Annotated in this window: 9 protein-coding genes; 2 read left to right on the top strand and 7 right to left on the bottom strand. The window is 74.9% G+C overall.

The features are described 5' to 3' along the window. Nucleotides 1–176: 176 nt before the first annotated feature. The 4 genes from ACFV1W_RS27450 to purD all read right to left on the bottom strand — a co-directional run bounded on the left by ACFV1W_RS27450 (nucleotide 177) and on the right by purD (nucleotide 6,397). A complete protein-coding gene (locus tag ACFV1W_RS27450; protein ID WP_380419915.1) occupies nucleotides 177–1,076 on the bottom strand; it encodes a phosphoribosylaminoimidazolesuccinocarboxamide synthase in 900 nt (299 codons plus the stop codon). Nucleotides 1,077–1,180: 104 nt separating this feature from the next. Further along, nucleotides 1,181–2,719 (bottom strand): N,N-dimethylformamidase beta subunit family domain-containing protein, encoded by a 1,539-nt coding sequence (locus ACFV1W_RS27445; protein ID WP_380419914.1) that lies wholly within the window; start codon nucleotides 2,717–2,719, stop codon nucleotides 1,181–1,183. Between the two features lie 234 nt (nucleotides 2,720–2,953). Further along, nucleotides 2,954–4,534, bottom strand: a complete 1,581-nt coding sequence (locus ACFV1W_RS27440) for a hypothetical protein (RefSeq protein WP_380419913.1) — start codon at nucleotides 4,532–4,534, stop codon at nucleotides 2,954–2,956. A gap of 615 nt (nucleotides 4,535–5,149) precedes the next feature. Continuing rightward, nucleotides 5,150–6,397: a phosphoribosylamine--glycine ligase gene (purD, locus tag ACFV1W_RS27435; RefSeq protein ID WP_380419912.1), complete on the bottom strand. Its 1,248-nt coding sequence runs from the start codon at nucleotides 6,395–6,397 to the stop codon at nucleotides 5,150–5,152. Nucleotides 6,398–6,775: 378 nt separating this feature from the next. On the opposite strand from purD, the gene ACFV1W_RS27430 reads away from it, so the two are divergent. Then, the gene (locus tag ACFV1W_RS27430; RefSeq protein ID WP_380419911.1) at nucleotides 6,776–7,561 is read left to right on the top strand and encodes an SLATT domain-containing protein; all 786 of its coding nucleotides are present in this window, start codon (nucleotides 6,776–6,778) and stop codon (nucleotides 7,559–7,561) included. Between the two features lie 15 nt (nucleotides 7,562–7,576). Here ACFV1W_RS27430 and ACFV1W_RS27425 read toward each other — a convergent pair whose 3' ends face one another. From ACFV1W_RS27425 to ACFV1W_RS27415, 3 genes are all read right to left on the bottom strand, one after another. After that, on the bottom strand, nucleotides 7,577–8,224 hold the full coding sequence (locus ACFV1W_RS27425) for a hypothetical protein (RefSeq protein ID WP_380419910.1): 648 nt from the start codon (nucleotides 8,222–8,224) through the stop codon (nucleotides 7,577–7,579). Between the two features lie 114 nt (nucleotides 8,225–8,338). Further along, a complete protein-coding gene (locus ACFV1W_RS27420; protein ID WP_380419909.1) occupies nucleotides 8,339–9,427 on the bottom strand; it encodes a GntR family transcriptional regulator in 1,089 nt (362 codons plus the stop codon). A 197-nt stretch (nucleotides 9,428–9,624) separates the two neighbouring features. Continuing rightward, nucleotides 9,625–10,422, bottom strand: a complete 798-nt coding sequence (locus tag ACFV1W_RS27415; protein ID WP_380419908.1) for a carbon-nitrogen family hydrolase — start codon at nucleotides 10,420–10,422, stop codon at nucleotides 9,625–9,627. 173 nt (nucleotides 10,423–10,595) lie between these two features. Between ACFV1W_RS27415 and ACFV1W_RS27410 the strand changes: the two genes are divergently transcribed. After that, nucleotides 10,596–11,417 (top strand): maleylpyruvate isomerase family mycothiol-dependent enzyme, encoded by an 822-nt coding sequence (locus tag ACFV1W_RS27410; RefSeq protein ID WP_380419907.1) that lies wholly within the window; start codon nucleotides 10,596–10,598, stop codon nucleotides 11,415–11,417. The last annotated feature ends 128 nt before the right edge of the window (nucleotides 11,418–11,545 follow it).

The following is an 11,545-nucleotide window of genomic DNA, read 5'->3' as shown; positions in this document are numbered from 1 at the left end:
AGATGTCCAACTGGCCCCTCAAACGCGCCCAACACCGCGACTGGCCGCCACCAACCCCCGCAGTCACCACGATCACCAGAGCGGACGCGACCTAAGTCACCGGCATTGGATCTAGGGCCTGTCCGGCGCCGCGCGCCCGCGGGATCCGCCGGACAGGCCCTGGCCTCGCGTTCGGCTCAGACCCAGCTGGTGCCGGTCAGCCGCTCGTACACCTCGATGTACTTGGCGCGGGTCCGCTCGACCAGCTCGGCCGGGAGCTCCGGCGGCGGCTGCTCGCTGTGGCGGTCCCAGCCGGAGGCCGGGGAGACCAGCCAGTCGCGGATCAGCTGCTTGTCGAAGGAGGCCTGCGAGCGGCCCGGCCGGTACTCGTCGGCCGGCCAGTAGCGGGAGGAGTCCGGGGTGAGCACCTCGTCGCCGATCACCAGCTCGCCGTCCAGCAGGCCGAACTCGAACTTGGTGTCGGCCAGGATGATGCCGCGGTCGCGGGCGATGTCCCGGGCCCGGGCGTAGACGTCCAGGGTGGTGCGCCGCACCTGGGCGGCCAGCTCGGCGCCGATCCGGCGGGCCGTCTCCTCGTAGGGGACGTTCTCGTCGTGCTCGCCGACCTCGGCCTTGAGGGCCGGGGTGTAGATCGGGGCGGGCAGCTCGGAGCTGTTCTCCAGGCCCTCCGGCAGGGCGACGCCGCAGACCGTGCGGCTCTCCCGGTACTCGGTCAGGCCGGAGCCCGCCAGGTAGCCGCGGGCGACCGCCTCGACCGGGATCATGTCCAGGCTCTTGCAGATCAGCGTGCGGCCCTTCCAGTCGGCGGGGGCGCCGACCGGGACCTCGGTGGAGATCACGTGGTTGGGGACGATGTCGGCGATCCGCTCGAACCACCACAGCGAGAGCTGGGTGAGCACCCGCCCCTTGTCCGGGATCTCGTTCGGCAGCACCCAGTCGTGGGCGGACATCCGGTCGCTGGCGACCATCACCAGCTCGCCCGATCCGGTGCGGTACAGGTCGCGCACCTTGCCGGTGTGCAGGTGGACCAGGCCGGGTACCTGAACCGGCTCGGGCTTGGTGACAAATCCGCTCAAGGTGTCTCAGTCCTCAGGGGTCGTTCACGGGCGTGGGGCACCGCGAAAGGGGAGGTCACTGCCCCCGCAGTCTTTCACGCCCGCCCGGGCCCGAGGGCCCGGCCCTAGTTCTTGCAGAGCCGGTCCAGCAGGTTGGCGGTGGCCCGCTGGACCCGTTCGTCGGTGAGGCCGGGGCGGCCGAGCGCGGGTGACCAGGCGAAGGTGCCGGCCGCGAAGACGTACGCACCGCTGGGCGCCCGGTAGAGCGAGGTCTCCTGGTAGCGGGTGCGGCCGGCCAGGTCCCGGTACGGCGAGTGGGCCAGCAGCACCCGCTCGGTGTGCTCGGGCAGCGCGACCTTCGGGTAGTACCGGTCGGCCTCCCCCGCGACCAGGCCGGGCAGTTCGTCGCCCTCCTGCAGGCCGGTGCCGTCCCAGAGCCAGTGCGCGGTGTGCCGGGCGACCAGCGGGACGGGCGCGGCGACCCGGCCCGAGTACTGCACCCCGAGCAGGTGCTGCTCGGGCTCGCCGGCGTCGCGCCACAGCGCGCTGGCCGCGCCGGGCACCCCGGCCGCCGGGCTGCCGGGGCCGGGCTTCTGCCGCTTGCGGCAGTTCAGCAGCCGGTTGGGCTCGCCGGAGGCGGCGGCGCTCAGCTCGACCCGCCAGTACATGGTGTTGGCGGACAGGAAGACCAGCGAGGTGCCGCCGTCCCGGGCCCGCTCGACGGCCCGGCGCATCGGCTCGGACCAGTACTCGTCGTGGCCGGGGAAGACCAGCGCCCGGTGCTCGGACGGGTCCACCTGGCCGGCGTGCAGGTCGGTGGCCGTGGCGTAGGAGAGGTCGTAGCCGTAGCGCTCGGCCCAGCGGATGAAGTCGTAGGCGTGACCGACGTGCAGCGGCAGCCCCGCGGTGGCGTGCGGGCGGTCGAAGGAGACCGTGACGGCCGCCTCGGACTCGCCGACCAGGCCGCCCAGTCCGTCCCAGGCGTGGTAGAGGCTGGCGCCGGTGCGGCCGTCCTCGGGGAACAGGTTGTACGCCTGCCAGGTCACGTCCGGGAGCACCAGGAGCAGCTCGGCGGTGTGCCCGTGATCGGCGAAGTCCCTCACGGTGAAGGGGATGTGGCTGCGGTGCAGCATGTCCGCGGTGGTCAGCACCGCGACGTACGCGCCGGGCTTCCAGTGCAGCGGGACCTGAAGTCGCCAGGAGTGCCACCAGTGGTGGCAGGAGACCGTCCGCTCGACCACCAGCGGGGCGGGCTGGGCCAGCCCGGCGATCAGCGGACTGGACGTCATGTGGCGGGCGCCGTCGCCGCCGTAGTGGCCGATCCGGTAGACGTCCACGGTGAACTCGCGGGGCGGGTTGACGGTGACCCTGAAGTCCACCGAGCCGCCGGGGCGGATCACCCCGGCCGAGGCGAAGCCCTTGATCTGCTGGTCCACGTCGTTGGAGCTCTGCGGGGTGCCGACCGGCGGCTTGGGCCGCGCGCCCGCCGACAGCGGCTGCTGGCCCGGCGCGTCCACCGAGACGTACCAGGGCACGGTGCCCTCGGCCCCGGCCAGGTACTGGTCGGGGCTGCGCAGCCAGGGCAGCGGGCCCTGGCCGAAGGGGTCGGAGACGCTGTAAGCGTGCGTGCCCGACTCCCAGCGGCGGTTGAGTTCGGTCCCCACGCGCCCCTCCCAGGTGCACTTCCGGCCGGTTGGCACGTGCCCCCGGATGTGCGTGCGGTCTAATACACCACACAGTGCTGGCGCTCCGTCACCCCACGGTAGCAATTGGTGTCGGGAATCTCGCACGCCTCCGGGACAGGGCCTCCGGCCTGCGGAGACGACCGGCTGCCGGGGCCCCCGGGGGCGCGTGCCGGACCGCCGAGCGCCGCCCGGAGCCCAGGGACGCACGGGGCGTCAGAGACGTACGGGTTTCTCCAGCCGGACTTCCGCGGCGTCCAGCCAGGCGCGCAGCGGGCCGTCCTGGCCCTGCTCCACGGCCTGGGCCACCGGGGCGGCGAGGTCGGTGCGACGGACCCCGCCGAGCAGCAGCACCGGGCCGTCCAGCCAGTCCAGGCCGGGGGCGCCGCCGGCGGTGTCCACGGCGGCGCAGCAGACCATCGCGGTGACGTGGTCGACCAGCAGGTCACGGCCGGTGCGGTCCGGTTCGAGCAGCGGGGCAGGGGTGGTGGTGCGGGCGAGCTGCGCGGCCAGGGCGGCGGCCAGCTGCTCTCCGCCGCCCTCGGCGAGCCGGGCCAGCAGCCTGGTCAGGGTCGGGGCGCCCGGGCGGGCCTGCGGGGCCAGCCGGTCCAGGGCGGCCTGCAGGGCGGCGGCCCTGGCCCGCCAGCCGGCGTCCACCGCCGCGGCCGGGTAGTCGGCCCACTCCAGCTCGTGCCAGGTGCCGGCCGCCGGACGGCCGAAGAACAGGTCGGCGGCGAGCCGGGAGACCGCCCGGTCGACCGCGCCGGGCTCCTCCAGCAGGTCGCAGGCGGGGCGGTCGCCGAGCCGGGTGCCGTAGCCGTCGGCCAGCCGGTCGCGGCGGGACAGCTCGGTGAGCGCGGAGACCACACCGGCGTTCAGGTGCGCGGGGTGGCGACCGAGCCGCCAGGCGGGCAGCGCGACCCGGGTGAGCAGCCGGTCCCAGCCGGCGTACGCCAGGCCGACCTGCTCCTGGGCGGCGATCCGCAGGCCGTAGTCGACCGTCCTGGCCTGCTCGGAGGCCCAGCTCGCGACGGACCGCTCCAGTTCGGCGGAGTGGCCGCGGCAGGCGCCCAGCAGCCGGCGGGTGATCCGCCGGGTGATCCGGTCGGCCAGCCCGGCCGGGCCGCGGCGCGGCGGGGCGGGCGGGGCGGCCGGGGTGGCGCCGCCGAGCCCGGCGGTGGCGCCGGGTCCGGAGTCCAGACAGGCGTCCAGGCCGCGCAGGAAGCGGCGGGCGGCGGCGATCTCCGGGTCGGCGGAGGCGGCGGTGCCGGCCACCACGGGGGCGAGCAGGGCGCGCAGTTCGCCGGCCCGCATCCACCAGAGGAAGGGCGAGCCGATCACGAGCACCGGCGCGGGCCCCGCGGGGTGCGGCCGCAGGGCGCGGGCGCGCCGCGGCAGGGGGACGTCCTCCAGCCAGCTGTCGCAGTCCGGGGTGAGGGCCACGGCGGAGGGCGCGGGGACGTCCAGCCGGTCGGCCAGTTCGTCGATCAGCCGGTACAGCTCGGGGGCGGCGGCGCGCTCGACCGGCACGGCGGGGGTCTGCGGCGGGACGGCCCGGCGCAGGGCGCGGGTGGTCAGCCCGGCCACCAGCAGGGTGAGCGCGGCGATCACGCAGACCACCCAGCGGGCGGTGTCCCACCCGGCGGCGTCGGAGGATCCGGCGGCCCCGATCCGGCCGGTGAGCCGGCCGGCCAGCAGGACCGCCGCGACGGCGGCGGGCAGCACTGCGGCGGCCAGGGCGAGGCCCCGGACCCGCAGGACCGCTTGGGCGTGAGCGCGCGCGGTGTCGACGGCCATACGGTGCGGCACCCCCTTCGGAGCCCTCGGGCGCCCGCCTACGGGCCCTGAGCCGACTCGAAACGATCAGTTCCGACCGGGAAGCGGAGGCATCCGATCCCCGGCAGTGCATGCTGTGTGGCGCTACTGACATTTTCGACGCCCCGGTCCGGGCGGGTGTTCCGGATCGCCCCGGTTTCCACTCGTCCCGGTGACGCCGCCGGATCGCTCCGGTGACGCCGCCCGGACTCCCGGGACCGGTCCGGTGCGAAGCACCGGGCGACCGCCCGGCCGATCGCCGTCCAGCATCCCCCCGCGGGCACGCCGCTACCCGGCGGCGACCCCGGCGCACGGCCGCGTCACACTGCGATCCAGCGCACCATAAGGCCGGGCGCCCGGTTGCGTCAGCCGGATGCGGTTGCTGTCACCCGATGGGCTGGAATCCGGCCGCCGAACGGTGCGTCGGCCCCCGGAACCGCTCCGGCCCCGGAAACGCCGGGGGCGCTGCGCCCTGCGGGTTGTTCCGCCGTTCTCGGAGGCCCGCCCGCCTCTCCCGGGAGGGGGACCGCTCGCCCGGGAAGACGCGGCGGCCCCCGTGCGAGCGGTTCGCACGGGGGCCGCGGGGGCGTCGGTGCCTCAGGCGGTGGCAGCCTTCAGCGCGATGTCGGTGCGGTGCTGGCCGCCCTTGAGCGAGATCCGCTCCACGGCCGCGTACGCGCGGTCGCGCGCCTCGGCCAGGTCGGCGCCGGTCGCGGTCACCGACAGGACGCGGCCGCCGGCGCTGAGCACCCGGCCGTCCTCGTCCGCCTTCGTTCCGGCGTGCAGCACGTACGCGGTGCCGTCCGCCTCGGCCTCGGCCAGGCCCTCGATCGGGTCGCCGGTGCGCGGCGCGGCCGGGTAGCCCTCGGAGGCGACGACCACGGTGACGGCCGCCCCCTCGTCCCAGCGCAGCGGCTCCAGCTGGTCCAGGGTGCCGGTCGCGGAGGCTAGCAGGACGCCGGCCAGCGGGGTGCGCAGCCGGGCCAGCACGACCTGGGTCTCCGGGTCGCCGAAGCGGGCGTTGAACTCGATCACCCGGGTGCCGCGGCTGGTGAGCGCCAGGCCCGCGTACAGCAGGCCGGAGAACTCGGTGCCGCGGCGGCGCAGCTCGTCCACGGTCGGCTGCAGGACGGTGTCCAGGACCTCCTGGACCAGCCCGGCCGGCGCCCACGGCAGCGGCGAGTAGGCGCCCATGCCGCCGGTGTTGGGGCCCTCGTCGCCGTCCAGCGCGCGCTTGAAGTCCTGCGCGGGCTGCAGCGGCAGCACGGTGGTGCCGTCGGTGATCGCGAACAGCGAGACCTCGGGGCCGTCCAGGAACTCCTCGATGACCACGCGCTCGCAGGAGGCGGCGTGCGCCAACGCGGCCGCGCGGTCGGAGGTGACCACGACGCCCTTCCCGGCCGCCAGACCGTCGTCCTTGACCACGTAGGGGGCGCCGAAGGCGTCCAGCGCCTCGGCTGCCTCCTCCGGGGTGGTGCAGACGTAGGAGCGGGCGGTGGGCACGCCGGCGCCGGCCATCACGTCCTTGGCGAAGGCCTTCGAGCCCTCCAGCTGCGCGGCCGCGCCGGAGGGGCCGAAGACCGGGATGCCGGCCGCGCGCACGGCGTCCGCGACGCCGGCCACCAGCGGGGCCTCGGGGCCGACCACCACCAGGTCGGCGCCGAGCTTCGCGGCCAGCCCGGTGACCTGGGCGCCGTCCAGCTGGTCGACCGGGTGGACGGTCGCCACCCGGGCGATCCCGGCGTTGCCCGGGGCGCAGTGCAACTCGGTCACGGAGGGATCTTGGGACAGGGAGCGGCACAGGGCGTGTTCGCGGGCGCCGCCGCCGATGACGAGGACCTTCACGCCAGGCAGCGTAGTCGGTGGCCCGTTCCGGCCGCTCTCCGGTCCCGCCGAACCATCGTCCGATCCTCCAGGAGAAGCGGTCCGTACGCCGACGACCTCGGAGGATCCTCCAAGAACGGCGGGCCCACATGCGCGGCGGGTGCCCGGGTCAGGACGGCGGGTCACCGGGGCCTCGCTCGGACGGGTGAAATCTCGCCGCCCCCCGCAACCCTCCCACCTCGGGTTCCGGTGGCCGAAACCGGTAACGATCAGCAGGGAAGCGTCCCCACGGTCAGCCATTTGGCGGTAAGAAGTGCTGTTGGAGAACCACCGGCAGACGTCATGTCAGCCGATGCGCCGACAGACCAAGCCGCCCGCCCGCCACAGGGAGCCCCACAGGTGAGCCAGCCGGAAATGCAGCCCGAGGAGAGTGCCTGGGGCAAGGAGATCGGCGAGGAGGACCAGCCCGCCGCAGCCGTGGCCCGGCGGGCCTCCACCCGCCGTCGGACCGATCTGAGCACCCGCCAGTTCCCGCTCGGGGACTGGGGCGAGCCCGCCGAACGGCTGGAGGAGCTCTACCGCTGGTCCGAGGAGCGGGCGGTCGAGGCGATCGAGTGGTACCGCCGGGACCGGGTCTGGAAGCGCCGCTGGGCGCGCCTGCTGCGCTTCGGGTCGGCCGGCTTCGCGGTGGGCGGGGTGACCGCCCCGCTGGTGGACCTGACCGGCGCCGTCACCCACGGCGCCGGCTGGGGCTACGTCGGCCTCGCGCTCTCCGCCGCCTGCTACGGCGCGGACCGGGTCTTCGGGCTCACCTCCGGCTGGATGCGGGACATCTCCACCGCCCAGGCGCTGCAACGGCGACTGGAGGCCTTCCAGTTCGACTGGGCCTCGGAGTGCGTGCGCGAGGTGCTCGGCCCGACCGAGGGCACCGCGGGCGAGGCCGCCGAGCGCTGTCTGGGCGTGCTGCGCCGGTTCTGCGAGGACGTCTCGGACATGGTCCGCACCGAGACCTCGGAGTGGATGCTGGAGTTCCGCGCGTCGATGACCCGGCTGCCCACCCAGTCCGCGGGGGCGTGGGGCGGACGCACCGAGCCCGGGGTGGGCGCCCAGGTGCGGGTGCTGCCGCCGCCGGGGACCAGGCCCACCATGCCGCGCCAGCGGCCGCCGGAGGGGCCGCTGCGGTAGGCGGCCGGGACGGCGCTACGCGAAGACGATCATCGAACCCTGGCTGACGCTCCTGGTCGCCGCCGCGTACAGGCCCGACCAGGCGTGCCGCTCCCGGGCGAAGGGGTGCAGGTCGTCGATCGGCGGCCCGAACGGCTGCTCCAGGCCGGTCGGGCCGAGCGGCCGGGTCGGAGTCGGCGGGTTGAGCGGGTCGATGCCCAGCGCCGGTGCCACGGCCTGCAGTTCGCGCAGCAGCCCGTGGCTGGAGCCGAGCGGACCGCCGGAGGCCAGCAGCACCTCGTCCACCAGCGGGGTCTGGAACTCGATCGGCACGTACGCGCCGGCGTGGTCGAAGTGCCAGACCAGGTGGGACTGTTCGGCGCTGCTCTCGAACATCTCCAGCAGCTGCTCGTAGTCGCCGCCGAGCGAGTCGACCGGGGTGATGTCCAGGCCGGTCAGGCCCAACAGGTAGGCACGGCGCAGGAAGTGCAGCGAGTCGTAGTCGAAGGCGGCTATCGGCTCGACCGCTCCGCTCAGCCCGGGAACGAACTGGTAGACCGGCACCTCGGGCAGCCCGCGCGAGGTCAGCACCGCGTTGTAGAGCGCGAGGTCGTCCCGGAAGGGGTTGTCGGGGCTGTGGCTCAGCACGTCCACCAGGGGGACGAGCCAGAGGTCGCAGGCCATGGCCGGCAGTTCCTCTCCGGACGGCGGGATCGCCCGCGGGGGCGGGGCGACGACGGGGGCGGAGTCGGCACCCGGAGGGCCCGTGCGGGACACCCGGTTCGACGACCGCCCACCCTACCGGCCCGGGGCCGCGTGCGGATCGGGCCGTCCCTGCGGAGCCTCGGGGGGCGGATCGGACAGCCGCCGGCCGAACCGGGTGTGCGGCACCCAGCGCGGTTGCGGCACCAGGCCGAGGCCCAGGCCCAGTTCGCGGCCCAGCTCCCGGGCGGCCTCGTCGCCCCGGCGGGGCCGTTCGGACCGGGGCCCGCCGAGCTCGGGCCGGAACGCGGGCCCGAGGTCGGGGTCGGGAGCGAACGTGGGCCCGGGGCCGGACGTGGACCCGGGGTCGGCCCCGGCCCCGGACGCCGTCCGGGCCGACGACTGCGGCGCCGACGACGTCTCGACCGGGCCGGGCAGCGGCTCACCGCCGGCCCCCTCGGTGAGCAGCCCGAGCACCGTCACCGACTCCAGCGGCCGCCCGGCCAGCCCGGCCAGCAGCCGGGCGGTGAACAGGTTGTACTCGCAGACGATCCGGTGCGCACCGACCAGGTCGTGGGCCCCGATCGCGTCGACCAGGTCCAGGTGGCGGTCCCAGCAGACCCCGGCCAGGGCGGGCATCGCGCGCAGGTAGGGCGCGGCGAACATCCAGGACTGCACCCGCAGCCAGTCCAGGTAGTCCCCGATCCGGCGGTTGCCGAGCAGGGCGGACACCTCCTGCCAGAACCGGCGGTCGCAGCCCACCATCACGTCGAGGTTCCCGGCCCGGGCGGCCCGCACCGCCGCGTCGGCCCGGCGGCGCAGCGAGGGCAGCCGGGTGAGGTCGGGCAGCGCCCGGCGGGCGGAGAACTGGCGGTAGAAGCTGTCGGTGAGGAGCACCCGGGACTCGAAGATCTCCAGGAAGTCCTCCCAGCACAGCTCCGGCACGGTGAAGCCCCGGTGGTGCTCGGCCCGCAGCAGCCCCTGCGCGCCGAGGTCGACCAGCGCCTCGCGGGCCGGGGTCGCGGAGACGCCGTACAGCTCGGCGATCTCCTTGACGGTGAAGTTGCGGCCCGCCTCCAGCCGGCCGGCCATCATCTCCTCGCGCAGCGCGCCGGCGATCTGCTCGCGCAGGCTGTTGCGGTGGATGACCGGGCGGGGGGTGTCGCCGGCGCCGGTGCCGGACATGCGCGCGACCTCCTCGGGCAGGCCCCCGTGCCGGCCCGCGACGGACCGGCCGACCGGCGGCAGGGAACACGACGAGTGCTCATCTTCTCAAACCGGCCCGGAGCAGGTCCGAACCAACCCTCCGGAAGCCGGAGTCGCCGGACGGGCCCCTAGGCGTGTCCGACGGTTCGCGCCCGGCGGGAGTCGTCGGACACGCCCTAACGCTGGACGGGTGCCGGAATGCCGAGCAGGCGGTCCCGCAGCACCGGGAAGTCCTCGCGCGCCCGGCCCACCTCGGCCGGGTCGAACTCCACGGTCAGCACCTCCTCCTCCGCCCCCGCCTCGGCCAGCACCCGGCCCCACGGGTCCACCACCACGCTGTACCCGGCCTGCTCGACCCCCGCGTGCGTCCCGGCGGTGTTGCAGGCCAGCACGAAGGCCTGCTCCTCCAGCGCCCGGGCCCGGGCCAGCAGCGTCCAGTGCTCGCGCCGCTTGGCGGGCCAGGCCGCCGGGACCACCAGCAGCTGGGCGCCGGCGTCCAGCAGCGCCCGGAACAGCTCCGGGAAGCGCAGGTCGTAGCAGGTGGCCAGGCCCAGGGTGCCGAACTCGGTGGACGCCGTGACGATCTCCTGCCCGGCGCCCATCACCACCGCCTCGCCGCTGTCGAAGCCGAAGCGGTGGATCTTGCGGTAGGTGTGCACCAGCTCGCCGTCCGGGGCGAACACCATCGAGGTGTTGTAGATCGGACCGTCGGGGTCGCGTTCGACGATCGATCCCGCGTGCAGCCAGACCCCGGCCGCCCGGGCGGCTGACGCCATGGCGTCCGAGGTGGGCCCGTCCAGTGTCTCGGCACCCTCCGACCAGAGGTCGTGGGCGAAGCCGCCGAGCGGCCACAGCTCCGGCAGCACCACCAGGTCGGCGCCCCGCTGCGCCCGTACCAACGACGCCGCCCGGGCCCGCCGTTCGGCGGGCGGCTCGGCGTCCGAGACCGCGAGTTGGATCAATGAAGCGCGCACAGTACCACCGTCCACGGCAAGAGACCTACGATCGTCACCCGAAAGCGCTGCCCAGCTGTCTCCCGGCAGCGTAACGTGCGGTTAGCGTGTGCGCCCGGAAGCCGGACCATCCCGGCCGACCGCGACGGCCGGGCGCCGAGCGTAGGAAAGCTGACGGAGGGCCGGAGATTCCCGTGACGGACAACCAGACCGTGCAGGCTTACACCGAGGCGTGGACGCAGAGCATCGAGTCCATATCGGAGCTGGTCGCCCCCCTCCCCGAAGGCTCCTGGAACCGGGCCACCGAGTGCCCCGGCTGGTCGGTCCGGGACGTCGTCTCGCACGTGATCGCGGTGGAGTCCGAGCTGCTCGGCGACCCTCGCCCGATCCACTCGCTGCCGCGTGACCTCCGCCACGTGACCACCGAGTTCGCCCGCTACATCGAGCTCCCGGTCGACAAGCGCCGCTGCCACACCGCGCTGGAGATGACCAGCGAGCTGGAGTACACGATCATCCGCCGGTCCCGCGCGCTGCGGAACGCCAAGCAGACGCCCGGCGAGCTGGTCCGCTGGCCGGCCGGGCCGCTGGCCGGGGACGTGCCGTACCACGAGCTGCTGCGGCTGCGGGCCTTCGACGTCTGGGTGCACGAGCAGGACCTGCGCCGGGCCCTGGACGCCCCGGGCAACCTGGACTCCCCCGGCGCGCTGGTCGCCCGGGACTTCCTGCTGGAGCGGTTGCCCAAGGCCGTCGCCCACACCGCCGGCGCCCCGGCCGGGACGGCCCTGGTCATCGACGTGACCGGCCCGGTGGAGTTCCTGCGCACCGTGCGGGTGGACTCCGCCGGCCGCGGCAGCGTGGACGAGTCGATCAGCCTGGCCCCCGACGTCCAGCTCACCATGGACTGGGAGACCTACGTCCGGCTCGCCTGCGGCCGCGGCCGGCCCGGACCGGTGTCCGTCGAGGGGGACAAGGAACTGGCCGAGCGGGTGCTGGCCAACTTCTCCGTCACCATCTGACGGCGTCTGGGGTTCATCGGCGCGCACCACCCGGCGTACACGCACGACCGCACGCCGGGTCGGCACCACTCGTGCATTCATGCGTCAACCTCGCACCAGCCACCTCACCTGTCTGGCCTCGTTACTCC

Origin of the sequence: Kitasatospora sp. NPDC059648 (assembly GCF_042734825.1) — a bacterium.
Classification (GTDB): Bacteria; Actinomycetota; Actinomycetes; order Streptomycetales; family Streptomycetaceae; genus Kitasatospora.
The sequence above is the reverse complement of the archived record's forward strand: the minus strand, read 5'-3'. Positions and strand labels throughout refer to the sequence as shown.

Coding starts and splice junctions, on each gene's coding strand:
- ACFV1W_RS27440 (WP_380419913.1), bottom strand. CDS start 4,534: ATGGCCGTCGACACCGCGCGCGCTCACGCCCAAGCGGTCCTGCGGGTC.
- ACFV1W_RS27425 (WP_380419910.1), bottom strand. CDS start 8,224: ATGGCCTGCGACCTCTGGCTCGTCCCCCTGGTGGACGTGCTGAGCCAC.
- ACFV1W_RS27420 (WP_380419909.1), bottom strand. CDS start 9,427: ATGTCCGGCACCGGCGCCGGCGACACCCCCCGCCCGGTCATCCACCGC.